Origin of the sequence: Streptomyces sp. NPDC091387 (assembly GCF_044756945.1) — a bacterium.
Lineage (GTDB): Bacteria > Actinomycetota > Actinomycetes > Streptomycetales > Streptomycetaceae > Streptomyces.
Genome location: NZ_JBIVTZ010000014.1, coordinates 210,221 through 236,033, shown reverse-complemented (window position 1 = coordinate 236,033; position 25,813 = coordinate 210,221). Strand labels below are relative to the sequence as shown.

Below are 25,813 nucleotides of genomic sequence, written 5' to 3'. Positions count from 1 at the left end.
TTGATTGCAGAACAGTCCCCGGAGGTGGCTCCCATGCCCGCAGTAACCGTCGAAAACCCGCTGACCCTGCCCAAGGTCGCCGCCTCGGCCGACGCCGTGGCCCGTCCCGTGCTTGCCGTGACCACGGCGCCCAGTGGGTTCGAGGGCGAGGGGTTCCCCGTGCGCCGCGCGTTCGCGGGGATCAACTACAAGCACCTCGACCCGTTCATCATGATGGACCAGATGGGTGAGGTGGAGTACGCGGCCGGTGAGCCGAAGGGCACCCCCTGGCACCCGCACCGCGGCTTCGAGACCGTCACCTACCTGATCGACGGCACCTTCGTGCACCAGGACTCCAACGGTGGCGGCGGCACCATCCAGAACGGCGACACCCAGTGGATGACGGCCGGGTCCGGGCTGCTCCACATCGAGGCGCCGCCGGAGTCGCTCGTCATGTCGGGCGGCCTCTTCCACGGCCTCCAGCTCTGGGTGAACCTGCCCAAGGCCGACAAGATGATGGCCCCGCGCTACCAGGACATCCGCGGTGGCCAGGTCCAGCTGCTCGCCTCCCCGGACGGCGGCGCGCTGCTCCGGGTGATCGCGGGCGAGCTCGACGGCCACGAGGGCCCCGGCGTCACCCACACCCCCATCACGATGATCCACGCCACCGTGCGCCCCGGCGCCGAGGTGACGCTGCCGTGGCGCGAGGACTTCAACGGCCTCGCGTACGTGCTCGCGGGCCGCGGCACCGTGGGTGAGGACCGCCGGCCCGTCCACATGGGCCAGACCGCCGTCTTCGGCGCCGGCTCCTCGCTGACCGTCCGCGCGGACGAGCAGCAGGACGGCAACACCCCGGAGCTGGAGGTCGTCCTCCTCGGCGGGCGTCCCATCCGGGAGCCGATGGCGCACTACGGGCCGTTCGTGATGAACAGCCAGGCCGAACTGAAGCAAGCCTTCGAGGACTTCCAGGCCGGCCGCCTCGGCACCGTTCCCGCCGTCCACGGGATGTGAGCGGAGCCGCCGCCGTATGACGGTTCGTCACTCGTACGGCGGCGCGGGCGGGACACCGGCCCCGCGGCGTGATCGGGTGGGAGGGTGCAGAACCGGAAGCCCCTCCTGCCCATCGGCGCGCGGCGGATGGCCGCCTGGTGCGGTGTCGTGCTGCTGGTCACCGGCGTCGCCGCGGTGGCCATCTGGCTGTGCGTCGCCCTCAAGACCGCCCTCACCCCCGTCCTGCTCGCGCTGCTCGGTACGGCCCTGCTCGGTCCGGTCCACCGCAGGCTGACCGCGCACGGGGTGAACCGTTCGGTGGCGGCGGGATTCACCTGCGCGCTGCTCGTCGCGGTGGTCGGCGGCGCCGGCTACATCGTGGTCACCGCGCTCATCGACACCGGCGACCAGATCGTCCGGTCGCTGAAGGACGCGGGTCAGTGGGTCGTCGACCACTTCGGGATCGCGGGCAACACGAATGTGGACGATCTGGCCGACAACGCCAAGACGCTCGTCGAGAAGTTCGGCGCGAGCGCCGCGGGCGGGCTCCTGAGCGGCCTCACCCTGGTCGGTACGCTCATCGCCACGAGCGTGCTCGCGCTCCTGCTGACCTTCTTCTTCCTGCGCGACTCCGACCGGGCCGCGCACCTCGCGCACTCCGTCGCCCCGCGCGGCGCGGGCGACCTGATCGAGGCGATGGGCCGGCGGGCGTTCGAGGCCGTCGAGGGCTTCATGCGCGGTACGACGTTCATCGCGTTCATCGACGCCGTCTGCATCACGGTCGGCCTGCTGATCCTGCGCGTGCCCGGTGCGGTGGGGCTGGGCGCGCTGGTCCTGGTCGGCGCCTACATCCCGTATCTCGGGGCCTTCATCTCCGGCACCGTGGCGGTACTGGTGGCGCTCGCCGACCGGGGTTTCGTGATCGCGCTCTGGGCGCTCGGGGTGGTGCTCGCCGTGCAGGTGCTGGAGGGCCACATCCTCCAGCCGTTGATCCAGAGCCGTACGGTCCAGATGCACCCCGCCACGATCATGATCGCGCTGACGGCGGGCGCCGGCGTGGCGGGCCTGCTCGGGATGCTGCTCGCGGTCCCGGTGTGCGCGGCGGCCTTCGGCATCCTCGGCGAACTCCGCAACGGCCGGCTGCCCCCACCGGACGCGACAGCCGACGCGGACCCGGCCCCGGACGCACCACCGAGCCCGTCCGGCGTCTGAGGGCGGAACCCTCGCGCCGGGGGACCGGCTACGGCTCGGGTTCCGGAGCCGGTTCCGGCAGCCGAACCGGCTCCGCCTCCCTCAGTTCCACCGGCTCCGCCGACTCGTACAGCTCGAACCAGATCGACTTGCCCTCACCCCGCGGATCCACCCCCCACGCGTCGGCGAGCATCTCCATCAGGACCAGTCCCCGCCCGCTGGACGCCATCTCACCGGGCCGCCGTTTGTGCGGCAGTTCGTCGCTGCGGTCGGCCACCTCCACCCGCAGCCGCCGCTCCCCGTGCTCCCCGCTGGCCTGGGCGACCAGCAGCGCGTCGCCGTCCGTGTGGACCAGCACGTTCGTGGCCATCTCGGAGATCATCAGCACCGCCGAGTCGACCTGCTCCGGGTCCGCCCAGTCGTGCAGCATCTCGCGCACCTGCTGCCGGGCCGCCGAGATCCGCTCCGGTTCGGCCTGGGCGATGGTCAGCGTCGTCCGCCGCGCCGCCGTCCGCCGCGTCGCCGTCCGCCGGGCCGTGGCGCCCTCGCGGCGCAGCAGCAGCACCGCGACGTCGTCCTCGCGGCGGTCCGCGAGCGGGCCCGTCGTGTAGTGCGAGCCAGGCCCGTGCACGGCCTGCACCAGGGCGTCCGCGAGCTTCTCCAGATCGCTGGTGTGCCGCTCCAGGATCGGCCGGAGCCGGACCCAGCCGGTGGCCAGGTCGTGCCCGCCGGTCTCGATCAGCCCGTCCGTGCAGAGCATGATCGTTTCTCCGGCCTCCAGGGTGAACCGGGTCGTCGGGTAGTCGGTGTCCGACTCGATGCCCAGCGGGAGCCCGCCCGCGGTCTGCCGGATGACCGCCGTCCCGTCTGCGGTCATCACCACGGGGTCGGGGTGCCCCGCCCGTGCGATGTCGAGGGTGCCGGTGTCCGGGTCCGCCTCCGCGTACAGGCACGTCGCGAACCGCGCCCCGCTGTGCTCCCCGTCCTCGTACGCGTCGGTGAGCCCGGAGAGGAAGCGCGAGGCCCGCGCGAGTACCGCGTCCGGCCGGTGCCCCTCGGAGGCGTACGCGCGCAGGGCGATCCGCAACTGGCCCATCAGCGCCGCGGCCCGTACGTCGTGGCCCTGGACGTCACCGATGACGAGGGCGACCCGGCCGTTGGGCAGCGGGATCATGTCGTACCAGTCGCCGCCGACCTGGAGCCCGCCCCCGGTCGGCACGTAGCGCGCGGCCACCGTCATCCCCGGGATGCCGGCCCCCAGGGACGGCATCATCGTGCGCTGGAGCCCCTGCGAGAGCTCCCGCTCGGTCTCGGCGATCCCGGCGCGGGCCAGCGCCTGCGCGAGCATCCGGGCCACCGTCGTCAGCACGGACCGCTCGTCCGGCGAGAACGACACCGGATGCCGGAAGCCGGCCATCCAGGCGCCCATCGTGCGACCCGCCACGATCAGCGGCAGGAAGGCCCAGGAGCGGCGCCCGAACCGCCGGGCCAGCGGCCAGGTGGCGGGGTAGCGGCGGTAGTACTCCTCGGGGCTGGGCAGATAGATCGCCCGCCCCGTCCGTACGACCTCCGCGGCCGGGTAGTCGGTCTCCAGCGGCATGTCGTTGAACGGATCCTCGTCACCCATGGTGTGACCGTGGTGCCCGACGATCGTCAGCCGTTCGCCCTCGGCCCCGAAGACCGCCAGTCCGTCCGGCGAGAACCCGGGCATGGAGAGCGAGTAGGCGACCCGCAGCACCTCCGCCGTCGACCGGGCCTCGGCCAGCGCCCGCCCGGCGTCCAGCAGGAACGCCTCCCGGGACCGGCGCCAGTCGCCGGTGATCCGGCTCTGCGCCCCGGCGGCGCCCGGCGGCGGATCGGCGACCTCCTGGAGGGTGCCGACCAGCACGTAGTCCTCGTCGTCGCCCTCCGCGGGCGGGAGCGGCTTGGAACGGGTGCGCACGGTGCGCAGCACGTGCCCCTGCTCGTCCACGATCCGCAGCCGGGCCTCGGCGAGCGTGCCCTCGGCGACGGCCAGATTGACCACGCCGTGGATCTCGTTCCAGTCGACGGGGTGGAAGTGGGAGCGCACCTCCGACTCACGGAAGACGCCCTCCTCTGAGGGCAGCTCCAGCAGCCGGGCCGCCTCCGCGTCGAGCGTGACCGTCCCGGCTCCGTTGTCCCAGCGCCAGAGACCGGTCGCGGTCGCGGCCAGGACATCCTCGGTGCGCATTGCCCCACTTTAGGAAGATGTGCGCCCCAAACGCCACCGAGGGTCGCGCCGCCCGGCCCCTCCGGCGATCCTGCCGGGGACCATGGCAATGAAACGGTCCGGTCGCGAGCGGTAGCCTGGGGTGGCTGTATCCGCCCCCAACCGCGAAGACTGGATGAACGACGATGCATCGGTACAGGTCCCACACCTGCGGCGAGCTCCGCGCCTCTGACGTCGGCACCGACGTCCGGCTGAGCGGCTGGCTGCACAATCGCCGAGACCTGGGTGGCATCCTCTTCATCGATCTGCGCGACCACTACGGTCTGGTGCAGCTCGTCGCCCGCCCCGGCACCCCCGGCAACGACGCCCTGGCGAAGCTCACCAAGGAGACCGTCGTACGGATCGACGGCAAGGTCTCCGCCCGCGGCGCGGACAACGTCAACCCGGAGCTGCCGACCGGCGAGATCGAGATCGAGGTCACCGCGGTCGAGGTGCTGGGCGAGGCCGCCCCGCTCCCCTTCACGATCAACGCCGAGGACGGGGTCAACGAGGAGCGGCGTCTGGAGTACCGCTTCCTCGACCTGCGCCGCGAGCGCATGCACCGCAACATCATGCTGCGCTCCTCCGTCATCGCCGCGATCCGCGCCAAGATGGTCGCCCTCGGCTTCAACGAGATGGCGACGCCGATCCTCACCGCGACCTCTCCCGAGGGCGCCCGTGACTTCGTCGTCCCGTCCCGGCTGAACCCCGGCAAGTTCTACGCGCTGCCGCAGGCCCCGCAGCAGTTCAAGCAGCTGCTGATGATCTCCGGCTTCGACCGCTACTTCCAGATCGCGCCGTGTTTCCGCGACGAGGACGCCCGTGCCGACCGGTCGCCCGGTGAGTTCTACCAGCTCGACGTCGAGATGTCCTTCGTCGAGCAGGAGGACGTCTTCCGCCCGATCGAGAAGCTCATGACCGAGCTCTTCGAGGAGTTCGGCAACGGCCGCCACGTCACCTCGCCGTTCCCGCGCATCCCGTTCCGCGAGTCGATGCTGAAGTACGGCAACGACAAGCCGGACCTGCGCGCCAAGCTGGAGCTCGTGGACATCTCCGACGTCTTCGCGGACTCGGAGTTCAAGGCCTTCGCGGGCAAGCACGTCCGCGCCCTCCCGGTGCCGGACACCGCGGGCCAGTCCCGGAAGTTCTTCGACGGCCTCGGCGACTACGCAGTCGAGCACGGCGCGAAGGGCCTCGCCTGGGTCCGGGTCGGCGAGGACGGCAAGCTGGCGGGCCCGATCGCCAAGTTCCTCACCGAGACGGACGTCAAGACCCTCACCGAGCGGCTCTCCCTCGTCCCCGGCCACGCCGTGTTCTTCGGCGCCGGCGAGTTCGACGAGGTCTCCAAGATCATGTCGGTCGTCCGCGTCGAGGCGGCCAAGCGCGCCGGTCACTTCGAGGACGGCGTCTTCCGCTTCTGCTGGATCGTCGACTTCCCGATGTACGAGAAGGACGAGGACACCGGGAAGATCGACTTCTCGCACAACCCCTTCTCGATGCCCCAGGGCGGCCTGAAGGACCTTGAGGAGAAGGACCCGCTCGACATCCTCGCCTGGCAGTACGACATCGTCTGCAACGGCATCGAGCTGTCCTCCGGCGCCATCCGGAACCACGAGCCCGAGCTGATGCTCAAGGCCTTCGAGATCGCCGGTTACGACCGCGAGACCGTCGAGCACGAGTTCGCGGGCATGCTCCGCGCCTTCCGCCTCGGCGCCCCGCCGCACGGCGGCATCGCCCCGGGTGTCGACCGCATCGTGATGCTGCTGGCCGACGAGCCCAACATCCGCGAGACGATCGCCTTCCCGCTGAACGGCAACGCCCAGGACCTGATGATGGGCGCGCCCACGGTGCTGGACGAGGCGCGGCTGCGCGAGCTGAACATCCAGCTCCGCAAGCCGGTCGCGCCCGCGAAGGACGCCACCGAGAAGTAGACGGGAAGCGCACCGGGAAGCAGCCCGTCAGCTGCACCGGGTTTCACGTGAAACAGCCCCTGGTCATCCGGCCGGGGGCTGTTCCGCGTCCCGGCCGCTCCCGGGACGTGCCGCGACGGCCCGCACCGGAGACGCACAGGAACGCACAGGCTGCACCCAAGCCCCTGCCAGCTGGGCTCCCTAACCTCCTGGACATGACAGATACTCAGGAACCCGCGCACAAGAAGGACCTGACCCGCCGCCGGATGATCCTCGCCGGTGGTGCGGCCGTCGCCGCGGCCGGAATCGGAGCCGGAGCCGTCGCGAACGCCTCGGCCGGCGAGGCCGGCGCCCACAAGGGCGGCAGCGGCGGGAAGAAGCCCGCCGGGCAGGGCGAGGCGTGTTACCGGCTCACCTCGGAGACCACGGAGGGCCCGTACTACATCGACGCCGACAAGATCCGGAAGGACATCACCGAGGACAAGGAGGGCATCCCGATGACCCTCCGCCTCAAGGTGATCGACTCCGACACCTGCAAGCCGCTCAAGCGGGCGGCCGTCGACATCTGGCACTGCGACGCGCTGGGCGTCTACTCCGGTTACGAGAGCATGAGCACGGGCGGCCCCGGAGGACCGGGCGGCGGCACCCCACCGACCGGCGCCCCCACGGACGCCCCGACCGGCGCCCCCACCGGTACGCCCCCGTCCGGCGGCCCCGGCGGCCCCGGTGGTCCCGGCGGTGGCGGACACAGCGAGCCCACCGACGACGAGCGCTATCTGCGCGGCACCCAGCTCACCGACCAGCACGGGTACGTGGAGTTCCGGACGATCTTCCCGGGCTGGTACCAGGGCCGTGCCGTGCACATCCACACCAAGGTGCACGTCGGCGGCAAGATGACCGACGCCGGGTACGAGGGCGGGCACACCTGCCACACCGGCCAGTTCTTCTTCGCGGAGTCCGCGGTCCTCGACTCGGCGAAGGCCGAGCCGTACTCCACCAGCACCACCACCCGCACGACCCTCACCGAGGACACCATCTACGACCAGAGCGGTGTCACGGGCGGGCTGATGAAGCTCTCGTACCGGAAGAACCACATGGCGCGCGGTGTCGTCGGCTCGATCACCATGGGCGTGGACCCGGACGAGACACAGGACGGGACGGGGATGTGACCGCACAGACCTGACCGGGTCGCGCACCGCCGCACGGAGGGGCTCCGGGCATACAAGTACACGAATCACCTGAACGGTTACAGCCGGATGGCCCCGGTGCCGGATTGGCGAAACCCGGCTGCGGCAAAGACTGCCTGGGACGACATCGGCACAGCGGACCCCCCGACCGTGTCCGCAAAGCCCCCGCGGCTTCGCCACCGACCGTTCAGGAGCCCCTCCGTGTCCGTGCCCCGTTCGAGCGTTCCTCGCCGGCTCCCGTACATCGTCTGCGCCGTCCTCGTCCTGCTCCTGGCCGGGTGCGGAACGGTCGGCATCGCCGGTACGGGTGGGAGCGGCGCGCCCGCGAGGAGCGCGGGCGTTCCCGGCTCGCCGGGAGCCGGCGGGGCGTCGGCCGCACCGTCGTCGGCCGCGCCCGCCGCACCGCCGAGACCCGCGCCGGCCCCACCGCGGGAGATCCCGGGGCTCGGCCCGCGGACCAGGGCGGCGATCCCGGCCGGTACCCGTCAGGCGTTCGTCGTCACCGGCGAGTCCGCGGACTCCAACCGCTCCACCGCCGTGCTCTACACCCGGGACGGCCCCGCCGCGGACTGGCGGGCGGCCATGGCGCCCTGGCCCGCCCACAACGCCCTGAACGGCTGGACCTCCGACCACTGGGAGGGCGATCTCCGCTCACCCGTCGGCGTCTACACGCTGACCGCGGCGGGCGGCCGGCTCGACCCCCCGGCCACGGCGTTCCCGTACGACCTGAGCCCGGACTTCAAGGTGGCGGGCGAGGGTTTCCACGGGGAGCCGCTGGAGGGGTCCTTCGACTACGTCGTCGCCATCGACTACAACCGCCTCCCCGGCACCTCACCCCTGGACCACACCCGTCCGCTCGGCACGGAGCGCGGCGGCGGCATCTGGATCCACGTCGACCACGGCGGCCCCACCCAGGGCTGCGTATCGATCGCGGAGGACCGGATGAAGGAGCTGCTGGGCCTGCTCGACCCCGCGCAGGACCCCGTCGTCGTGATGGGGGACGCCACGTCCCTGAGCGCCTGAGAGCGACCGCTCGTGCTCATCGCCGGACACGCGCGAAGGGGTGGGACCGCCGGCGCGGTCCCACCCCTTCGCCTACGTACGAGCCGTTACTCGGGCTTCTCCTCCAGGCGCGGGAAGAGCACCGCGCCCTTCGTCACCGTCGCGCCGGCCGGCAGCTGGCCCCAGTCGGCGGCGTTCTGCACGGGCCGGCCGGAGAGCGCGCCGAGGGACTCCTCGGCGCCCAGGCACTCCCACAGCTGCTGCGAGGTGTCCGGCATGACGGGATTCAGCAGGACCGCGACACCGCGCAGCGCCTCTGCGGCCGTGTACAGGATCGTCGCGAGGCGGGCCCGGCCCTCCGGCGACTCGTCCTTGGCGACCTTCCACGGCTCCTGCTCCGTGATGTAGCCGTTGACCTGCTTCACGAAGTCGAAGATCGCCAGGATGCCGCCCTGGAAGTCCAGCTCCTCGCCGATCTTCCGGTCGGCCACGGCGACGGCCTTCGACAGCCCGTCGTACACCGCCTGCTCGGCCTCGCCCGCGGCCGCGGCCGCGGGGAGCGCACCGCCGTAGTACTTGCCGACCATGGCCGCGAGGCGCGAGGCCAGGTTGCCGTAGTCGTTGGCGAGCTCGGAGGTGTAGCGGGCGGTGAAGTCCTCCCAGGAGAACGAGCCGTCGCTGCCGAAGGCGATGGCCCGCAGGAAGTACCAGCGGTACGCGTCCACGCCGAAGTGCGAGGTCAGGTCCTGCGGCTTGATGCCCGTCAGGTTCGACTTCGACATCTTCTCGCCGCCGACCATCAGCCAGCCGTTGGCGACGACCTTGCCCGGCAGCGGCAGACCCTGCGCCATCAGCATCGCGGGCCAGATCACCGCGTGGAAGCGCAGGATGTCCTTGCCGACCAGGTGCACGTTCGCCGGGAACGTACGGTCGAACTTCTCCTGGTTGGAGCCGTAGCCGACCGCCGTCGCGTAGTTGAGCAGCGCGTCGACCCACACGTAGATGACGTGCTTGTCGTCCCACGGGACCGGGACGCCCCAGTCGAAGGTCGAGCGCGAGATCGACAGGTCCTGGAGACCCTGCTTCACGAAGTTCACGACCTCGTTGCGGGCCGACTCCGGCTGGATGAAGCCGGGGTTGGCCGCGTAGAACTCCAGCAGCTTCGGGCCGTACGCGCTCAGCTTGAAGAAGTAGTTCTCCTCCTTGAGGATCTCCACCGGCTTCTTGTGGATCGGGCACAGCTTCGTGCCGTCCTCGGCCTCGATGAGGTCGCCGGGGAGCTTGTACTCCTCGCAGCCCACGCAGTACGGGCCCTCGTACCCGCCCTTGTAGATCTCGTCCTTGTCGTACAGGTCCTGCACGAACTCCTGCACCCGGTCGGTGTGCCGCTTCTCCGTCGTACGGATGAAGTCGTCGTTCGCGATGCCGAGGTGCTCCCAGAGGGGCTTCCAGGACTCCTCGACGAGCTTGTCGCACCACGCCTGGGGCGTGACGTTGTTCGCCTCGGCCGTGCGCATGATCTTCTGACCGTGCTCGTCCGTGCCGGTGAGGTACCACACCTTCTCGCCCCGCTGGCGGTGCCAGCGGGTGAGCACGTCGCCTGCGACGGTCGTGTAGGCGTGGCCCAGGTGAGGAGCGTCGTTGACGTAGTAAATGGGGGTCGAGACGTAGAAACTCCGCACGTCCTCGCCCCCCTGCTTCTCTGATCCAGTGGCCGCCATGGTCGAAATCCTAACGGTCCGTGGGAGATCCACTCGCACCGAATAAACGCGGGGGCGGATGCGGAGAGCTTTGCGAAACATCGCTTCCCGTAGCAAAGACGCATCCTGGGATGGAGTGGACACGCATGTACGAGGCAGAGGACATCACGATGCGGGTACTGGTCGCCGAGGACGAGGAGATCCTGGCGGAGCTGGTCGCCACCGGGCTGCGGCGGGCGGGGTTCGCCGTCGACACGGTGTACAGCGGTGATGCCGCCCAGGCCTACCTGGGACTGCACGACTACGACGTCGTCGTCCTGGACCGCGACCTGCCCCGCGTGCACGGCGACGACGTGGCCCGCGCACTCGTGGCCTCCGGCTCCCGGACCAGGATCCTGATGCTCACCGCCGCCGGGTCCATGGAGGACCGGGTCTCCGGGCTCGACCTGGGCGCCGACGACTATCTCGGCAAGCCCTTCGAGTTCCCCGAGCTGGTGTCCCGGGTCCGGGCGCTGCGGCGGCGCAGCGCCCGCCCCGTGCCGCCGCAGCTGGAGCGGTACGGAATCCGGCTCGACACCGTACGGCGCACCGCGTCCAGGGACGGGCAGGAGCTGGACCTCTCGCCGAAGGAGTTCACCGTGCTGCAACTGCTGCTGGAGGCCGACGGCGGGACGGTCAGCGCGGAGGAGCTGCTGGAGCGGGCCTGGGACGCCAACGCCGACCCCTTCACCGGGGCCGTCCGCGTCTGCATGAGCAAGTTGCGCGGCAAACTCGGCGAACCGGCGGTGATCCGCACCGTGCAGGGCGTCGGGTACGCCCTGTGAAGCATCCGGGACGGGTGCCGCACTCCACGATCAGGACCCGGATCGCGCTCGTGTACGGCGGGGTGTTCCTGGTGCTCGGCACCGCCCTGCTCGTCACCGTCAACCTGGCCTCCCGCGCCGGTACGGACTCGCAGGCCCGCTCCATCGCCCGCACGGCCGCGGTCGTCCAGCCGGGCTACGCGGTGAACGGCCCCCTCGTCACCCGCCGGAGCCTCGGCCCGCCGACCGTCTACGACCTCACCGACCACGTGAGCGACGCGGCCGGCCACCAGCTGCTCATCTGGTCCGCCGCCTCCCTGCTCGTGATGACGGCCTGCGCGGTGGGTGTCGGCTGGTGGACCGCGGGGCGGGTCCTGCGGCCCGTCCACGCCATGACCGCCAAGGCGCGCCGGCTCTCCGAGCACACGCTGCACGAGCGGATCGCCTCCAGCGGCCCCGACGACGAGCTCAAGGAACTCGGCGACACGCTCGACGCGCTGCTCGCCCGGCTGGAGAGGGCCTTCGACAGTCAGCGGCGGTTCATCGCCAACGCCTCGCACGAGCTGCGGACCCCGCTGGCCACCCAGCGGACGGCGATCCAGGTCGGCCTGGACGACCCGACGCCGGACGACCTCGTACGGACCCGGCAGACGCTCCTGGACAACAACCGGCGCAGCGAGCGGCTCATCGAAGGCCTGCTGGTGCTGGCGCGCAGCGAGCGCGGGCTCGCGAAGGGCGAGCGGGAGGACGTGGACCTGGCCCGGGTGGTGGCGGAGGAGGCGGGCCGGTACCCGGGGGTGACGGTCGGGTCCGTTCCCTGCGCGGTGCTGGGGAACCGGATGCTGCTGGCCCAGCTGGTGGCCAATCTGCTGGCCAACGCGGTGACGTACAACGTGCCCGGCGGGACGGTGGAGGTGTCGCTGACCACCGGGGGCGGGAGCGGGGTGCTCCGGGTCCGCAACACCGGCCCCGTGGTGGACGGGGCGGACATCCCCGGGCTGTTCGAGCCGTTCCGCAGGGGCGAGGGCAAGGACCGGATGGGGCGCGGTTCCGGACTCGGTCTCTCGATCGTGCGGTCCATAGCTTTGGCGCACGGCGGTACGGTCACGGCGGTGCCGGGCCCGGAGGGCGGGCTCGCCGTGACCGTACGCCTGCCGGTCGATCAGGAGCCGGCGGCGACCCAGGCGGGCAGCGCGGCGAGCACCTCGCGGTAGAACGCGGTGTCCGCGACCTCACGCGGGGCGGGGCCCGCGTGGAAGAAGCCGGCGTTCGGGGCGTCCAGCTTCCGCAGGAAGTCGAAGCCCTTCGCGTCCTCGTCGCCGAACGCGACGAACTGGAAGAACAGCGGCAGCCGTGCCGCGTCGGTCAGGGCCTGGCGGGCGGCCGGCTTGACGTCCGGCGGGCCGTCCGTCTGGAAGATCACCAGCGCCGGGCCGGTGGCCCCGGACTTCTCGTAGTGCGCGACGACCTCCTCGACGGCACGGTGGTAGTTCGTCCGGCCGAGCCGGCCGAGGCCCGCGTTCAGCTCGTCGATCCGGCCCTCGTGGCCGGACAGCTCGACCGTGCCGGTGCCGTCGATGTCCGTCGAGAAGAAGACGACCTGGACGGTGGCGCTCTCGTCCAGGTGCGCGGCGAGCGCGAGGGTGCGGTCGCCCAGGTGCTGGGCGCTGCCGTCCTTGTAGAACGGCCGCATGGAGCCGGACCGGTCCAGGACCAGGTAGACGGTGGCGCGCAGGCCGGTCAGCCCGTGCGCCTTCAGACCGGCCTGGGCGGCCTTGTACGGGGCGACGAGCTCCGGCGCGCGGGACTTGACCCGGGCGAGGGAGAGCGCGGGCTTGCCGTCGGCGGGGGCGGCGACGGGAGCGGGAGCGGGGGCGGGAGTGGGAGTGGGAGTGGGGAGGGCAGCGGCCGGTTCGGGCTCGGCTGCGAGTTCCGGTCCGGCTTCCGCCACCGGCTCCGCTTCCGGTTCGGGTTCCGGGTCCATGTCGATGGTGATCGGCGCGGGCGCGGCCTCGGCGGCGACCGGCTCGGCGGCCGCGGGGGCTTCGGCCGGAGCCTCGACGGGCTCCGGGGCCACGGCAGCCGCCACTACCTCGACCGGCTTCGACTCCTGCTCCGGCTTCGACTCCGCCTTGGGCGCCAGATCCAGCTTCAGCTCCGGCTTCGACTCCGGCTCTGCCTCCGCGGCCTTCGTCCTGGGCCCGGAGCCCTGCGACGGAACCGTGGGGGTGGCCTTGGGCGCGGGGGCGGCGGCCTTGTCGAAGGCGGCTGCCACCAGGTCCGTCGCCAGATCGCCGTCATCCTTGACGGCCCGGGACGTGGCGGTCCGGGTCGTCACGGACCCGGACTCGGCGGACCCGGACGTGGTGGACCGGGATGAAGTGGAGGAGGCCGGGGCCGGTACCGAGGCCTTGGTGGTCGCGGCGGGTTCGGGCTCCGACTCGGCCGGCACAAGCGCTTCGTCCACCGTCACCGACTCCGACTCAGCGGACCGGGTGCGCTCGCCCTGGGGCGGGACCGTGGCCGTCGTCGGGCCGTCCTGCTCCGTGACGTCACGGCCGAACACCTTGCGCAGCAAGCTCCGAATGCCCATGGGCGAGGCCTTTCACGTGAGTTGGGTGCGATGAATGTCCGTACTGCGGGAATTGATCCCTGGCCAGGGCGGATACGTAAGGTTAGCGGCCGGATCAGGCCGTTCGGTGGTGCGGCCCGCCTGAGGGACAACTGAGCCGAAACCGATCCCGGACCGAGTCCTGTCACCGCGTTGTGGTGGTCTGATGTACGTCATTCACATGTATTTCTGTAGTGCCGAGTTGCCTGGTTGACGCGAGTGGCCGGGCCCCGCGCGTATCGGGCGCACTAGAGTCGGAAGCATGGTTTCCGGTGAGGCTCCGCAGGCGGCGGGCAGTGTTCGGGTCGACGTCTGGATCTGGTCGGTCCGGCTGACGAAGACGCGTGCGCAGGCTGCCGCCGCCTGCCGTGCCGGTCATGTGAAGGTGGCCGGCGAGCGCGCCAAGCCGGCCCAGGCGTTGCACGTCGGCGACGAGGTACGGCTGCGCCATGCGGGCCGGGACCGGGTCGTGGTCGTGTCGAAGATCGTGAAGAAGCGGGTCGGGCCTCCGGTGGCGGCGGAGTGCTTCGTCGACAACAGCCCGCCCCCGCCGCCGCGCGAGGCCGCGATCCAGGTGCCGGTGCGGGACCGGGGCGCGGGGCGGCCGACGAAGCGGGACCGGCGCGAGATGGACCGGTTGCGGGGGGACGGGCCGCCCTCGGAGTGACCGGGCCGGTCCGGGTGCGGTGTTACGGCTGCGGGGAGGCGATCGCCCTGGCCGCAGCCACCTCCTGGCGCAGCGGGGCCAGTACGCCGTCCTCGTCGCCCGGGAGTTCGGCGCGCACCTCCACCAGGACCTCGCTCGCCCTGATGCCCGCCGCCAGTTCGCGCAGCTGCTGCTGCACCTCGGCCACCTCGGCCGGTTCCGGTTCCGGCGCCCCGTGGTTGACGCGGACCCTGGCCGCGGTCGTGGCGTCCACGATCCGTTCCACCGCGACGACCAGGGGCCACCACGCGGTGGCCCGGCGGCCGGTGGGGGGCGGTTCCGTCAGGGCGCGCTGGAACTCGGAGCGCACGGCGGACAGATCGCGGTAGATACGGCGCCGGGCCCGCACCCGTTCCGCCCGGTCGCCGGAGGCCTCCGGCTCGAAGGCGTACTCCACGTAGTCCGCGATGTCCGTCACCGCGTCGGCCAGGCGGTGGCCGATCCGGGTGTGCCAGCTCTCCGGCCACAGCAGGTATCCGGCCACCAGCACGATGCCGCAGCCGATCAGGCTGTCCAGGAAGCGCGGCCAGACGAGGTCCACGCCCTGGTGGTTCAGCAGGTCGGACAGGAGCAGGATGACCGGGGTGACGGCCGCCGTCTGGAAGGCGTAGCCCTTCGCCGTGAACGCCGGGATCAGCGAGGCGAGCAGCACCATCACCGGCACGTCCCACCAGCCGATCGGCACCTCCGCCAGCACCGGCGCCGCGATGACGAGGCCCGCCACCGTGCCCACCGAACGCAGCACGGCGCGGGAGAACACCGAACCGAAGTCGGGTTTGAGGACGAAGGTGACGGTCAGCGCCACCCAGTAGGAGCGCGGTACGTCGACCAGTGAGGTCAGCGACTGGGCCAGCCCGATGCAGAGGGCGAGGCGCAGCCCGTACCGCCATGAGGGCCCGGAGAGCAGGACGTTGCGGGTGGCGCGCCGGACGCGTGCCCCCAGCGCGGCGGGGCGGCCGAGCCGGTCGTCGACGTTGTACGGGTCGGGTTCCGCCTTGTGGACGACCGCGGCGGCGTGCCGCAGGGCGCTGTCCACGGCCCGGGTGGCGGGCGAGTCCGGTGCGGGCAGGGCGGGTTCGGCGTCACCGGTGCGGCTGTCCTCGATGTCGTCGGCCAGTTTCCGCACCGCCGCCGGGATCTCGGGAGGCAGCGGGCGCCGCCGCAGGTGCACCGCGGGGGCCGCCTCGACCAGCGGGATGACGACGTTGAGCTGGGACAGCATCCGCACCATGGTGCCGCTGCGGCCGTGGTAGCGGGCGCGGCGGGCCAGGATCAGGTCGTAGGAGGTGTTGAGGGACTGGGTGACGGCCTGCCGTTTCTCCTCGTACGCGTCGGTGCCGGCGGCGGCGAGCAGATCGGCGACCGTGCAGTACGTCCCGGCGACGGAGACCCGTTCCGGAAGTTTCCGCCGCAGGGGCCAGGCCAGCAGCGTCAGGGCGAGGACGAACAGTCCGCCGAGCGTCAGCAGCAGCGGCGCCACCCACCACGGTTCCGGCATCGGAAGTCCGGCGCCCACCACCGAGTTGAGCAGGAGCAGCAGCCCCGATACGGAGGCCACGGCGCCGATCGTCGACATCATCCCGGAGACGAGCCCGATGGCCGTGAGCACGGCCACGGCGCCCCAGCCGGACCCGTGCACGAGCGTGCCGATCATGATGCCGAGCGCGCCGAACACCTGCGGTACGGCGATGTTGAGGATGCGCATCCGGTACGCGTCGGCGGTGTCGCCGATCACGCCGGAGAGCGCGCCCATGGAGACGAGCGCCCCGTACACCGGCCGGTCGACGGCGAATCCGGCGGCGAGCGGCACGGCCAGGGCGACGGACGCGCGGGCGACGGCGGCCCAGGGGACGGGGGTGGGCTGCGGGCGCAGCCCGTACCGGAGCCAGACGGGCGGCATCCCCCGCCGCGGCGCCGCGGCGGAACCTGTGCCGTCCAATCCGTACCCCCTCCGGTGCTCAGCGGTCAGCCGCGGTATCCCTCGACCTCGTCGGCCGGGCGGACCCGGGCCTGTGACGGGTCGTCCCCGAACTCGCTCAGTGCGCGGCGCTGCCGCAGCAGGTCCCAGCACTGGTCGAGCCTGACCTCCACCGTACGCAGTCGCTTCCGCTCGTCGGAGGTGAGGCCCGGGTCGCGGCCGCCGCGGTCGCGCAGGGCGCGCTCCTCCGCGACGAGTCCGTCGATGCTGCCGATGATGTCGTGCTCCTGGTCGCTCATGACGTCCTCGTTCCGCTCGGTGGTGGAGGGTGCCGGCTGATGCGCCGGGGGTGGGGTTCAGCGGTGGCGGTGGTTGCGCAGCACGATGACGGTCTTGCCGCGGGCCCCGCCGGTCCGGTTGCGGTCCAGGGCCTGGGGGGCCTTCTCCAGGGGGAGTTCGATGTCGATGGGCACCCGGAGCACGCCTTCCGCGGCGCCCGCCGCCAGGACGTCCAGCAGGACGGGGCTGGGGTCGAGCCGGAAGTCGATGCCGCGCACGCCCCCGGGGAGCGCCGCCCCGGTCGCGGCGCCCCGGGTGCTGAGCGCGATGCCGCCGGGCCGGACCGTCGCGGCGTGGACGGCGAACGCCTCCGGGGTGCCGGAGACCAGGTCGGCCAGTGCGTCGATGCCGTCCGGGCAGACCGCGCGTACCGAGTCGGCCGCCGGGCCCCGGGTGGTGTCGACCGTGGCGGCGGCGCCCAACGACCCCATCCTGGACCGCTCGTCGCCGCGCACCGCCGCGATCACGCGCACGTCGCGGGCCCTGGCGAGCTGGGTCAGACAGCTGCCGACGCCGCCCGCCGCGCCGATGATCAGCAGGCTCTCGTGGCCGCGGAGCACCGCCGCCTCCAGGATCTGCGCGGCCGCCATCCCGGCTGTCGGCAGCGCGGCGGCGGTCCGGGCGTCCAGGCCGGGCGGGACGAGCGTGATGGCGGCGTCCTGCGGGACGCAGACGTAGTCGCAGTACGTACCGGCGCCGACCGCCGGGCCGGTCCGTCCGAAGACCTTGTCGCCGACCCGGAAGCGGTTGTCGCCGCGGCCGATCATGTCCACCCGGCCCGCGAAGTCCACGCCGACGACCAGCGGGAACACATGCGGGACCTGTCCTTCCAGGGAGCCGTCGGCCGTCTGCCAGTCGTAGGGGTTGAGGGAGGCGTACTCGACCCTCACCCGTACCTCGCCGGGCGCCGGTTCCGGCTTGGGGACCTCGACCAGTGCGGGGTCGGCCCGGAACGCGCCGACGGCGATGGCTCGCATACGGAAGACCTCCCAGTCGCCCCCGGCAGTGCACGCGATCCACTCTTCCCCGGCCCGCCCGCGCCCGCACGTCGGCGCCCGCGGGGCGCATCCGTCACGCGTCGGGCGACGGCACCGGCAGCACCCGCCGGGCCCAGATCCGTGCCGCCACCGCGCACACCGCCAGGGCAAGACCCGCACCGAGGACGATCCACACCGTCGTGCGCAGGGACGCCGTCAGCGCGTCGTAGACGGCGGCCGCCCCGTCGGTCTCGTTGCCCGGCACCTCGGCCAGCACCCGGTTGCGGGCGAAGGCGAGGGCGCCGCGCAGCAGCAGCGCGCCGACCGCGAAGCCGGTCCCGGCGACGGCGGTGGCGGCCAGCGCGGCGAGCGCGGAGCCCCGGCGGCCGGGCCCGCCGCGCACCCACGCCAGGACCACGGCCAGCAGGGCGAACACCAGCGTGCCGACGGCCGGCCAGATGCTCGCGGCCCGCAGCCACCGGAAGCTCTGCCGCAGCTGGTCGGCCCGGTCGGCGGAGACGATCTGGATGTCGGTGTGCTCGATGGGGATGCGGTCGGCGAACGGCACCCCGTTGTCCAGCAGGTTCTGCTTCACCTGTTCCGTCACGGGCGCCAGGTCGATGGTGACGCTCTCGCCGGTCCCGCCGTCCAGCGCGGCGGTGACGGCCTCGTGGGCGGTGCGGTTCGCGGCCTTCCACGCGGCCCGGAAGGCCTCGGTCGTGGTGAAGGACTGCACGGCCTGGTGCAGGAAGCCGCGCACGGTGTCCCCGAGCGGACCGACGTCGATCTGCTTCATCGCCTCGTCCGTGATCAGGTCGGCCACGGTGGTCTGCACAGCGGGATCGGAGGCCAGCGGCTCCACGGCGGCGACGTAGCGGTCGGTGTCGTCGATCTCCAGATCGACCCACGCCGAGAGCGCGCTCAGCGGTACCAGGACGGCGAGCAGCACCAGGAGGGCCGCCGAGAGTGCCGTCGAGAAGTAGGTCCGCACCCCACCAGGGAATCCCGGATGCGCCGGGAGCGCCCCGGGCCGTGAGCCATTCGAGTTGCCGGGCGGCGCGAGCAGGTGTGCTCTGGAGGGAAAGAGGGGGCGACGGAAGGAGCTTGCCGCCATGGCCGCACACGCTTCGGTACAGGCACGCGGAACGCGCTCGCGAGCGCGCGCCCGGCACCACTCCACCCTCAGCTGGGCGCTGCCCGTCACGCTCGGTGTGATCCTCGGCTGTTACGCGACGTCCATCGTCCGGGGCGGCGGTGTCCTCACCGGCGGGCAGCTCGCCCTCGGGCTGATCTCGGGCGCCGTGCTCGCGGCACTCTGCTTCGGTCTGGGCCGGATGCAGAAGCGGCTGCCGGCCGTGGCCGCGGCGGCGGCCTACGGCGCCCTGTTCGGCGGGTCCATCGGCTTCCTGTACAGCCTGTCCGGCAAGAGCATCCTCGCGGCGTCGGTGCTGGGCCTGCTGACCGGGGTGGGCATGCTGCTCGCCGCGTTCTACGCCTTCTACACCCACGAGGACTGAGCGCGCCGGCCGCGCATCCGCGTCCGCCTCCGTCAGCGATCCTTGACCTTCTCCGCGGGGGAAGGCCAAGGATCGGCGTGCCGGGCGAGCACCGCCCGCGGTCGCGCGGGCCGGTGCGGCGGGCGCCCCGGACAACGTGGCCTGTGCGGTGGCGGACGTCGTGGCGCTGTGACGGTACGGAGCCGGCCCGCGCGGGCGTGAGGAACGCGTGGGGCGGCAAGAGGGCGGGCCCGCGCGGTCGTGGTGAACGCGCGGGCCCGCCCTCTGCTTGTGCGTGTCGGCGTCAGCCGCGCACCACCGTCACCGGGCACGGCGCGTGCTGGGTGACGTGGAGGCTGACCGAGCCGAGCAGGGTGGCCTTGAAGCCGCTGTATCCGCGTGCGCCCACCACCAGCAGGCTCGCGCCCTCGGCCCGGTCCAGCAGGGTCTGCGCCGGGTTGCCGATCACCACGACCTTGCTGACGGCGGCGGCACCCACCGCGCCGAGGGCCTCCTCCAGCGCCTCGGTGAGCGACACGGTCGCCAGGGCCTGCGGGTCGAAGTCCTCCGGCAGGCCCGGCATCATGGACGCCCAGCTGGTGGCGGGGTACTCCCAGCTGTTGACGGCCTCGACCGTGTCACCGGTCAGCTCCGCCTGGCGTACGGCCCAGTGCAGTGCCTTGATCGACGACTCGGAGCCGTCAACGCCCACCACGATCCTGCCCATCTCTGCCTCCAGCTCGGTTCGGCTCGGTTGCACGGGTGCGCCGTGCGGTGTCCCGACGGCGCGCCCTCCCGCCCAACTCTAATCAAATAGGACGAAACCACAGCGCCGGGGGTCGGCACCGCACCACTCGGGCCGGTCAGGCCTGCCGGAGACCGGCCAGCTGCTGCTCGAACGGGACCACCTCGTCGTCCACGCCGAGGGTCCTGGACGCTCCGGAGACGGCCCGGCCACCGGTGATCGCGCTCGCCAGCTCGCCGCCCGCACGCCGGATCCGGGCCGGCAGCCCGTCGGCGTACGCGTCGCCCGACGCACCCCAGTCCTCCGACGCCGCGTACACCGACGTCGGCAGCGTGACGGCCCGCAGGTAGGCGAAGAGCGGGCGCATCGCGTGCTCCAGCACCAGCGAGTGCCGGGCGGTGCCGCCGGTCGCCGCGACGACGACGGGCTTGCCGGTCAGCGCGGTGTTCTCGACGAGGTCGAAGAACGACTTGAACAGCCCGCTGTACGAGGCGGTGAAGACCGGGCTGACGGCGATCAGCCCGTCCGCCTCCGTGACCGCGCCGATCGCTTCCTCCAGCGTGGCCGAGGGGAACCCGGTCACCAGGTGGTTGGCGATGTCGACGGCCAGGTCGCGCAGCTCGATCACCCGGACTTCGACCGGGCGGTCCTGCTCGGCGTCCAGCCGGTCCCGGGTGGCCCCGGCCAGCCGGTCGGCCAGCAGCCTGGTCGACGAGGGGCGGCTCAGCCCGGCCGAGACGGCGACGATCCTCAGCGGTTCGGTGGCGAACACGGTGTCAGCTCTCCTTCGCGATGACGGCGGGGTGCAGGGGCGCGGACTCGGGGACCCCGGCCGGCCGCAGGGCGGCGAACTCCTTGCGCAGCACCGGTACGACCTCCTCGCCGAGGATGTCGAGCTGCTCCAGGACGGTCTTCAGCGGCAGCCCCGCGTGGTCCATCAGGAACAGCTGGCGCTGGTAGTCGCCGACGGCGTCCCGGAAGGACAGCGTCCGCTCGATGACCTCCTGGGGGGAGCCCACGGTCAGCGGTGTCTGCTGGGTGAAGTCCTCCATCGAGGGGCCGTGCCCGTAGACCGGCGCGTTGTCGAAGTACGGGCGGAACTCCCGTACCGCGTCCTGCGAGTTCTTCCGCATGAACACCTGCCCGCCCAGGCCGACGATGGCCTGCTCGGCGGTGCCGTGCCCGTAGTGGGCGTAGCGCTGGCGGTACAGGCGCACCATCTTCTTGGTGTGCTCGATGGGCCAGAAGATGTTGTTGTGGAAGAAGCCGTCGCCGTAGTACGCGGCCTGCTCGGCGATCTCCGGCGAGCGGATCGAGCCGTGCCAGACGAACGGCGGGACACCGTCCAGCGGGCGCGGGGTCGCGGTGAAGGACTGGAGCGGTGTACGGAACTTCCCCTCCCAGTCGACGACGTCCTCGCGCCACAGCTTGTGCAGCAGGGCGTAGTTCTCGATGGCGAGCGGCATGCCCTGGCGGATGTCCTTGCCGAACCACGGGTAGACCGGGCCGGTGTTGCCGCGGCCCATCATCAGGTCGACGCGGCCGTCGGCGAGGTGCTGGAGCGTGGCGTAGTCCTCGGCGATCTTCACCGGGTCGTTGGTGGTGATCAGCGTCGTGGACGTGGACAGGATCAGGTTCTCGGTGCGGGCGGCGATGTAGCCGAGGGTGGTCGTGGGTGAGGACGGGACGAACGGCGGGTTGTGGTGCTCACCGGTCGCGAAGACGTCGAGGCCGACCTCCTCCACCTTCTGCGCGATGGCGATCGTGGCCTTGATCCGCTCGTGCTCGCTCGGCGTCCGGCCGGTCGTCGGGTCGGTGGTGACGTCCCCGACGGTGAAGATCCCGAACTGCATGGCGCCCGCCTCCAAGATTGTTGAACATTGAACTATGTGAACACACCTTACAACGGAGTGCCCCACCTCCCTATTCCACGGGACCCTCCGGTGCGGGGTCTGAGTACGCTGAACGGGTACGGAGGCCGCCCGGAGCCCCGGGCGGGACGGAGGCGAAACGGACATGAGCGGGACCAGCCCCGGGAACGACGACGCACCTCCGCCCGAGCCCGCGAGCGAGATCGACCGCGACTACGGCGGCGGCACGGAGGCCTGGAAGGAACGCGGCGTCGCCCTGCGCGTCTTCATCTACATCTTCGCCACGCACCTGTTCGCGGGCTTCGTCTGGATCCTCTTCTACGTGGGCGAGCACGCCGAGAAGTGAGCGCCGCAGCTCACCGAACCGTCGGGGTTCGACGTCCAGCGACCACGAGGCGGACTACGGGCAGGTGCCCGACCCGCGGGAGCTCGCGTGAGCGCGGGCCGCGGCGACCGGGCAGCGCCTCCCGCGCCGGAAGGGCAGTGGGAAGTCCGCTTCGCCGACGCGGCGGCGGCCAAAGGCTGGGAGAGCCTGGGCCGACAGGCCCGCAGCGACACATACCGCGCCTGGATCACCATGCGTACGGACCCGAGGCCGGCGGCCGGGGGTGCCCCGGCATCACAGGTTGAAGGGCAGCCTGGCCCACGGAACCCACCGGGGGCAGACCTGCGAACAGTGGCAGATCGAGGTGACCGGGGGCGGACGCGTCTGGTACCTCCTGGACACCGCGGCCGACACCTGCTGGATCACCTTCGCGAGCGCAGGGCACCCACGGGCCACAGACCGGTCATGAGTCCGAAAGGAAGGTGCCCCGGCCCCACGCCTCGGACATAGCGCGGAGCTGACGCCCGGCCGGTGACGTCCGGAATGTGCTGTTGCGCGGGGCGGGGCCGCGTTACGATCGCCCCATGACCTCCGTACCGTGCCGGAACTGGTGGCGCTCCTCCTAGGAGCGGCCACCTCTTCTGCGCGGGACCAGGGCCGTTCGATATGGACGGCCCTTTTCTGTGCCCTTTTTCGGTACGGGCTTCCCGCCCGGTGGGCCGTCCTCCACGCACACACCGACGCGAGGAGAGACCACTCATGACCACGACCACGACCACGACCACGCCCGCGACCGACGCCGCCCCGGACATCGCGCTGGAAGAGCGGATCCGGCGGTACCCGGAGAGGTTCCGGGTCCTGACCGGTGACCGGCCCACCGGGGCGCTCCACCTCGGGCACTACTTCGGCACGCTCCACAACCGGGTGCGGCTCCAGGACCTCGGGGTGGAGACGTTCATCGTCATCCCGGACTACCAGGTGCTGACCGACCGGGACGTGGCCGAGCGGCTCACCGCCACGATGGAGGGCCTGCTGCTGGACTACCTGGCCGTCGGCATCGACCCGGAACGCTCGGTGATCTTCAACCACAGCGCCGTGCCCGCGCTCAACCAGCTGATGCTGCCGTTCCTGAGCCTGGTCTCGGTCGCCGAGCTGGGCCGCAACCCCACGGTCAAGGACGAGATCGCGCACTCCCGGCAGGACTCCGTCAGCGGCCTGATGTTCACCTACCCGGTCCACCAGGCGGCCGACATCCTGTTCTGCAAGGGCAGCCTGGTGCCGGTCGGCCGGGACCAGCTGCCCCACCTCGAAGTGGCCCGGACCGTCGCCCGGCGGTTCAACGAGCGGTACGGGACCGTTTTCCCGGAACCCGAGGCGCTGCTCTCCGCCGTGCCGCAGCTGCTCGGCACCGACGGCACCAAGATGAGCAAGAGCCGCGCCAACTCCATCGCGCTCGGCGCCGGTACGGACGAGACGGCCCGCCTGATCAGGGGCGCCACAACGGACGCCGACCGGCACATCACCTACGACCCCGAGGGGCGGCCCGGCGTGTCCGGCCTGGTGCTGCTGGCCGCGCTCTGCCTCGACCGCGAGCCGCACGCCGTGGCCGAGGAGATCGGCGGCGGGGGCGCCGCCGCCCTGAAGCGGACCGTGACCGACGCCGTCAACACCCGGCTCGCACCGATGCGCGCCCGCCGGGCCGCGTACGCACGGGAGATGGGGTACGTACGGTCCGTGCTGCGCGCCGGCAACGAGCGGGCGAACGCCATCGCCGACGCGACGCTGACGCAGGTGCGGGAGGCGATGGGGGGCCTGGACCGGGGCCGCGCCTCATGACCGGTCAGCGAGGCGTCAACGAGCCACGTCGGCGCAGCAGTTCGGCCAGGCCGCGCCGGGTGGCCGCGATGACCACCCGGTCGGTGGGCTGGAGCACGTAGCCGGGGTGCAGGTTCCACACGAGGCCGCCGGGGCGGTCCCCGGCGCCGGGGACCGTTCCCGGCGCCGTCAGGTCCGGGCGGCGGTCGGCGGGCGGGGCGACGTCCAGGGCGAGGACCCGCCAGGCCCCCGAGCGGAACGCCTGCTCCACCGTCCGGCCCTCCAGCTGCGGATGCCCGGCCACCTCGATCGCGGCGAACAGCATCACCTTCCGCTCGACCGGCACCGCGCCCAGGATCTGCCGCCCCATCATGGCGACCGCGAAGGAGGGCGCGGCCAGATGGGAGACCGAGCGGGAGCGGGTCAGCGCCTGCGGGTGGGCGGTGCGCAGGGTGCGGTAGACGGCGGTGGCGAACTCGTCGTCGAACAGGCGCAGCGTCACCCGCAGATTCGGCTTGACCGAGCGGGCGTACAGCGCGGCCTCCAGATTGGTGGTGTCGATGCTGGTCAGGGCGAGCAGGGCGCGGGAGCGGCGGATCTTCGCCGCCTCCAGCACGCCCTCCTGCGTGACGTCCCCGATGACCACCGGCACGTGCAGCCGCCGGGCCACCGGGATGCCGCGCGCGTCCGGGTCGTCCTCCACGCACACGACGGGGATGCCGAGTTCGCGCAGCTGGACCAGGACACGGGTGCCGATCTTCCCGAGACCCAGCAGCACCACGTGCCCGGACAGACCGCGCGGCGGGCGGCGCAGCGAAGAGACGGTGCGGAGCGAGCCGAAGGCCTCCAGCACCCCGGCGACGAGGAGCGGCAGGAGCATCAGCCCGGCGACCCCGGACAGGAGCTGGATGATCTGGCGGGCCGTGGGGTCGCCGATGGCCGGGTCGCCCATCGCGAACAGGTCGAGCAGCGTCAGATAGGCGGCGTGCAGCGGATCGTCCCCGGTGGTGAACGTGGACGCCACCGCGAGCCCGAGGACGGCCGTGCCGACGCCCAGCGCGGACCAGCGCAGCCGGCGCGAGAAGATCTGGCTCAGCGGTGCGCCCCGGCCGCCCATCCGGGGCGTCGAGGAGGCCGGACCGCTCTGGCTGACGGCCTCCAGGACGATGGTGCCGCGCCCGGTCGCCGCAGCCACCTCGGCCTGGTCGGGCAGCAGCCGGGGGCCCTCGTCGCCGCTGCTGTCGGAGCCCTCGGTGCCGGCCGGGTCGTGGGTGGTGGAGGAGAGCAGCGCCAGGGTGCACAGGCCGGGGTCGGCGACCTGGCCGTTCCGGGGCGGGGTGCGTTCCGCGGCCCGCAGGAGCAGGCCCTCCGCCCGGATCACCTTGCTGGACCCGGCGAGCACGGTCGCCGCGAGGGCGGGGGCCGCGGTGTCGGCGTCGGACAGGACCGTGGTGGAGGCGTCCAGCGCGGTCTGGTCGAGCCCCGGCGAGGCGACGGCGGCCGCCTGGTCGAGCAGGGCCTCCAGATGCTGGCCGAGCTTGCGGTTGTAGAGCCGGATCACCAGCCGGACGCGGGGGTTGAGCCGACGGGCGGTCAGCGCGGCGCGGATGTTGCGCTCGTCGTCGTCGTAGACGAGGGCGAGGGCGGCGGCCGTGTCGACACCGGCCTCCTCCAGCGCCTCGTCGGACGGCTCGTGCGCCTGGAGGATGCGCACCGCCTCCACACCGGCGTTGGTGTCGCTGTCGCCGCTGCCGGCGCCGTTCCCGGCGTTGCGGTTCATCGCCGACGACATCCGGCCGAACAGGGCAGCCGCCCGGCCGCGCCCGGTCAGCGCCACCTCCGGCCGCCTCGGATCGGGCCCCGGCGGCAGGACGAGGGTGACCCGCTCCCCGTAGACGTAGCGCAGTTCCACGGCGAGGCGCTGGGCGAGCGCGTCGTCGCCGCAGACCACCATGTGGCCGGAGAACGGGGAGCGTTGGGGCTGCTGAGGAAGTGGGGGCACATGGCCCAGCATGCCT

The 25,813-nt window shown here is 72.2% G+C and carries 22 protein-coding genes; 11 read left to right on the top strand and 11 right to left on the bottom strand.

Annotation, left to right across the window (positions count from 1 at the left end; all coding sequences use genetic code 11):
* The first annotated feature begins 33 nt into the window (after positions 1-33).
* Positions 34-990: a pirin family protein gene (locus ACIQM0_RS28230; RefSeq protein ID WP_363021089.1), complete on the top strand. Its 957-nt coding sequence runs from the start codon at positions 34-36 to the stop codon at positions 988-990.
* A gap of 84 nt (positions 991-1,074) precedes the next feature.
* A complete protein-coding gene (locus ACIQM0_RS28225) occupies positions 1,075-2,181 on the top strand; it encodes an AI-2E family transporter (protein ID WP_401291782.1) in 1,107 nt (368 codons plus the stop codon).
* 28 nt (positions 2,182-2,209) lie between these two features.
* Here the strand turns inward: ACIQM0_RS28225 and ACIQM0_RS28220 are convergent, their stop codons facing one another.
* Positions 2,210-4,372: a SpoIIE family protein phosphatase gene (locus ACIQM0_RS28220; RefSeq protein WP_401291779.1), complete on the bottom strand. Its 2,163-nt coding sequence runs from the start codon at positions 4,370-4,372 to the stop codon at positions 2,210-2,212.
* 164 nt (positions 4,373-4,536) lie between these two features.
* Here ACIQM0_RS28220 and aspS point away from each other — a divergent pair, with 164 nt between their 5' ends.
* The 3 genes from aspS to ACIQM0_RS28205 all read left to right on the top strand — a co-directional run bounded on the left by aspS (position 4,537) and on the right by ACIQM0_RS28205 (position 8,510).
* Positions 4,537-6,321 carry an aspartate--tRNA ligase gene (aspS, locus tag ACIQM0_RS28215; RefSeq protein WP_401291776.1) on the top strand — a complete coding sequence of 595 codons (1,785 nt, stop codon included), beginning with the start codon at positions 4,537-4,539 and terminating at the stop codon, positions 6,319-6,321.
* A gap of 194 nt (positions 6,322-6,515) precedes the next feature.
* On the top strand, positions 6,516-7,469 hold the full coding sequence (locus ACIQM0_RS28210) for an intradiol ring-cleavage dioxygenase (RefSeq protein WP_401291773.1): 954 nt from the start codon (positions 6,516-6,518) through the stop codon (positions 7,467-7,469).
* 219 nt (positions 7,470-7,688) lie between these two features.
* Entirely contained in the window at positions 7,689-8,510 is an 822-nt protein-coding gene (locus ACIQM0_RS28205; protein WP_401291770.1) for a L,D-transpeptidase family protein, read from the top strand.
* Between the two features lie 86 nt (positions 8,511-8,596).
* Here ACIQM0_RS28205 and metG read toward each other — a convergent pair whose 3' ends face one another.
* Positions 8,597-10,210 carry a methionine--tRNA ligase gene (gene metG, locus ACIQM0_RS28200; protein WP_401291767.1) on the bottom strand — a complete coding sequence of 538 codons (1,614 nt, stop codon included), beginning with the start codon at positions 10,208-10,210 and terminating at the stop codon, positions 8,597-8,599.
* Positions 10,211-10,359: 149 nt separating this feature from the next.
* On the opposite strand from metG, the gene ACIQM0_RS28195 reads away from it, so the two are divergent.
* Positions 10,360-11,013: a response regulator transcription factor gene (locus ACIQM0_RS28195; RefSeq protein WP_385040154.1), complete on the top strand. Its 654-nt coding sequence runs from the start codon at positions 10,360-10,362 to the stop codon at positions 11,011-11,013.
* A complete protein-coding gene (locus ACIQM0_RS28190) occupies positions 11,010-12,206 on the top strand; it encodes a sensor histidine kinase (RefSeq protein ID WP_401291765.1) in 1,197 nt (398 codons plus the stop codon). Before ACIQM0_RS28195 ends, ACIQM0_RS28190 begins: the two co-directional genes overlap by 4 nt.
* On the opposite strand, the gene ACIQM0_RS28185 is transcribed toward ACIQM0_RS28190, so the two are convergent.
* On the bottom strand, positions 12,155-13,585 hold the full coding sequence (locus ACIQM0_RS28185) for a VWA domain-containing protein (RefSeq protein ID WP_401291763.1): 1,431 nt from the start codon (positions 13,583-13,585) through the stop codon (positions 12,155-12,157). The genes ACIQM0_RS28190 and ACIQM0_RS28185 overlap by 52 nt on opposite strands.
* A 280-nt stretch (positions 13,586-13,865) precedes the next feature.
* On the opposite strand from ACIQM0_RS28185, the gene ACIQM0_RS28180 reads away from it, so the two are divergent.
* Positions 13,866-14,270, top strand: coding sequence for an RNA-binding S4 domain-containing protein (locus ACIQM0_RS28180; protein ID WP_401291760.1), 405 nt, complete (start codon positions 13,866-13,868; stop codon positions 14,268-14,270).
* Between the two features lie 22 nt (positions 14,271-14,292).
* Here ACIQM0_RS28180 and ACIQM0_RS28175 read toward each other — a convergent pair whose 3' ends face one another.
* From ACIQM0_RS28175 to ACIQM0_RS28160, 4 genes are all read right to left on the bottom strand, one after another.
* Complete coding sequence (locus ACIQM0_RS28175) at positions 14,293-16,209, bottom strand: FUSC family protein (protein WP_401291865.1); 1,917 nt, start codon at positions 16,207-16,209, stop codon at positions 14,293-14,295.
* Positions 16,210-16,274: 65 nt separating this feature from the next.
* Positions 16,275-16,526 carry a DUF2630 family protein gene (locus ACIQM0_RS28170; protein ID WP_401291757.1) on the bottom strand — a complete coding sequence of 84 codons (252 nt, stop codon included), beginning with the start codon at positions 16,524-16,526 and terminating at the stop codon, positions 16,275-16,277.
* Positions 16,527-16,583: 57 nt separating this feature from the next.
* Positions 16,584-17,543, bottom strand: a complete 960-nt coding sequence (locus ACIQM0_RS28165; protein WP_401291754.1) for an NADP-dependent oxidoreductase — start codon at positions 17,541-17,543, stop codon at positions 16,584-16,586.
* A gap of 94 nt (positions 17,544-17,637) precedes the next feature.
* Positions 17,638-18,534: a hypothetical protein gene (locus ACIQM0_RS28160; protein WP_401291752.1), complete on the bottom strand. Its 897-nt coding sequence runs from the start codon at positions 18,532-18,534 to the stop codon at positions 17,638-17,640.
* Positions 18,535-18,655: 121 nt separating this feature from the next.
* Here ACIQM0_RS28160 and ACIQM0_RS28155 point away from each other — a divergent pair, with 121 nt between their 5' ends.
* Complete coding sequence (locus tag ACIQM0_RS28155; RefSeq protein ID WP_401291749.1) at positions 18,656-19,060, top strand: hypothetical protein; 405 nt, start codon at positions 18,656-18,658, stop codon at positions 19,058-19,060.
* Between the two features lie 283 nt (positions 19,061-19,343).
* On the opposite strand, the gene ACIQM0_RS28150 is transcribed toward ACIQM0_RS28155, so the two are convergent.
* The 3 genes from ACIQM0_RS28150 to ACIQM0_RS28140 form a co-directional block, all read right to left on the bottom strand.
* Positions 19,344-19,766, bottom strand: a complete 423-nt coding sequence (locus tag ACIQM0_RS28150; RefSeq protein WP_363021297.1) for a universal stress protein — start codon at positions 19,764-19,766, stop codon at positions 19,344-19,346.
* Positions 19,767-19,902: 136 nt separating this feature from the next.
* Complete coding sequence (locus ACIQM0_RS28145; RefSeq protein WP_401291746.1) at positions 19,903-20,556, bottom strand: FMN reductase; 654 nt, start codon at positions 20,554-20,556, stop codon at positions 19,903-19,905.
* Positions 20,557-20,560: 4 nt separating this feature from the next.
* The gene (locus ACIQM0_RS28140; RefSeq protein WP_363021116.1) at positions 20,561-21,637 is read right to left on the bottom strand and encodes an LLM class flavin-dependent oxidoreductase; all 1,077 of its coding nucleotides are present in this window, start codon (positions 21,635-21,637) and stop codon (positions 20,561-20,563) included.
* A 220-nt stretch (positions 21,638-21,857) separates the two neighbouring features.
* Between ACIQM0_RS28140 and ACIQM0_RS28135 the strand changes: the two genes are divergently transcribed.
* On the top strand, positions 21,858-22,001 hold the full coding sequence (locus tag ACIQM0_RS28135) for a DUF6126 family protein (RefSeq protein ID WP_385345914.1): 144 nt from the start codon (positions 21,858-21,860) through the stop codon (positions 21,999-22,001).
* Between the two features lie 738 nt (positions 22,002-22,739).
* Positions 22,740-23,816, top strand: coding sequence for a tryptophan--tRNA ligase (gene trpS / locus ACIQM0_RS28130; RefSeq protein ID WP_401291743.1), 1,077 nt, complete (start codon positions 22,740-22,742; stop codon positions 23,814-23,816).
* A 4-nt stretch (positions 23,817-23,820) separates the two neighbouring features.
* Here the strand turns inward: trpS and ACIQM0_RS28125 are convergent, their stop codons facing one another.
* Positions 23,821-25,809: an NAD-binding protein gene (locus tag ACIQM0_RS28125; RefSeq protein WP_401291740.1), complete on the bottom strand. Its 1,989-nt coding sequence runs from the start codon at positions 25,807-25,809 to the stop codon at positions 23,821-23,823.
* Between the last annotated feature and the right edge of the window lie 4 nt (positions 25,810-25,813).

What these genes read in the sequence shown, in the direction of transcription:
- ACIQM0_RS28230 (WP_363021089.1), top strand. Translation starts at nt 34, where the DNA reads ATGCCCGCAGTAACCGTCGAAAACCCGCTGACCCTGCCCAAGGTCGCC.
- ACIQM0_RS28220 (WP_401291779.1), bottom strand. Translation starts at nt 4,372, where the DNA reads ATGCGCACCGAGGATGTCCTGGCCGCGACCGCGACCGGTCTCTGGCGC.
- aspS (WP_401291776.1), top strand. Translation starts at nt 4,537, where the DNA reads ATGCATCGGTACAGGTCCCACACCTGCGGCGAGCTCCGCGCCTCTGAC.
- ACIQM0_RS28210 (WP_401291773.1), top strand. Translation starts at nt 6,516, where the DNA reads ATGACAGATACTCAGGAACCCGCGCACAAGAAGGACCTGACCCGCCGC.
- metG (WP_401291767.1), bottom strand. Translation starts at nt 10,210, where the DNA reads ATGGCGGCCACTGGATCAGAGAAGCAGGGGGGCGAGGACGTGCGGAGT.
- ACIQM0_RS28195 (WP_385040154.1), top strand. Translation starts at nt 10,360, where the DNA reads ATGCGGGTACTGGTCGCCGAGGACGAGGAGATCCTGGCGGAGCTGGTC.
- ACIQM0_RS28185 (WP_401291763.1), bottom strand. Translation starts at nt 13,585, where the DNA reads ATGGGCATTCGGAGCTTGCTGCGCAAGGTGTTCGGCCGTGACGTCACG.
- ACIQM0_RS28180 (WP_401291760.1), top strand. Translation starts at nt 13,866, where the DNA reads ATGGTTTCCGGTGAGGCTCCGCAGGCGGCGGGCAGTGTTCGGGTCGAC.
- ACIQM0_RS28175 (WP_401291865.1), bottom strand. Translation starts at nt 16,209, where the DNA reads ATGCCGCCCGTCTGGCTCCGGTACGGGCTGCGCCCGCAGCCCACCCCC.
- ACIQM0_RS28170 (WP_401291757.1), bottom strand. Translation starts at nt 16,526, where the DNA reads ATGAGCGACCAGGAGCACGACATCATCGGCAGCATCGACGGACTCGTC.
- ACIQM0_RS28165 (WP_401291754.1), bottom strand. Translation starts at nt 17,543, where the DNA reads ATGCGAGCCATCGCCGTCGGCGCGTTCCGGGCCGACCCCGCACTGGTC.
- ACIQM0_RS28155 (WP_401291749.1), top strand. Translation starts at nt 18,656, where the DNA reads ATGGCCGCACACGCTTCGGTACAGGCACGCGGAACGCGCTCGCGAGCG.
- ACIQM0_RS28150 (WP_363021297.1), bottom strand. Translation starts at nt 19,766, where the DNA reads ATGGGCAGGATCGTGGTGGGCGTTGACGGCTCCGAGTCGTCGATCAAG.
- ACIQM0_RS28140 (WP_363021116.1), bottom strand. Translation starts at nt 21,637, where the DNA reads ATGCAGTTCGGGATCTTCACCGTCGGGGACGTCACCACCGACCCGACG.
- trpS (WP_401291743.1), top strand. Translation starts at nt 22,740, where the DNA reads ATGACCACGACCACGACCACGACCACGCCCGCGACCGACGCCGCCCCG.
- ACIQM0_RS28125 (WP_401291740.1), bottom strand. Translation starts at nt 25,809, where the DNA reads ATGCTGGGCCATGTGCCCCCACTTCCTCAGCAGCCCCAACGCTCCCCG.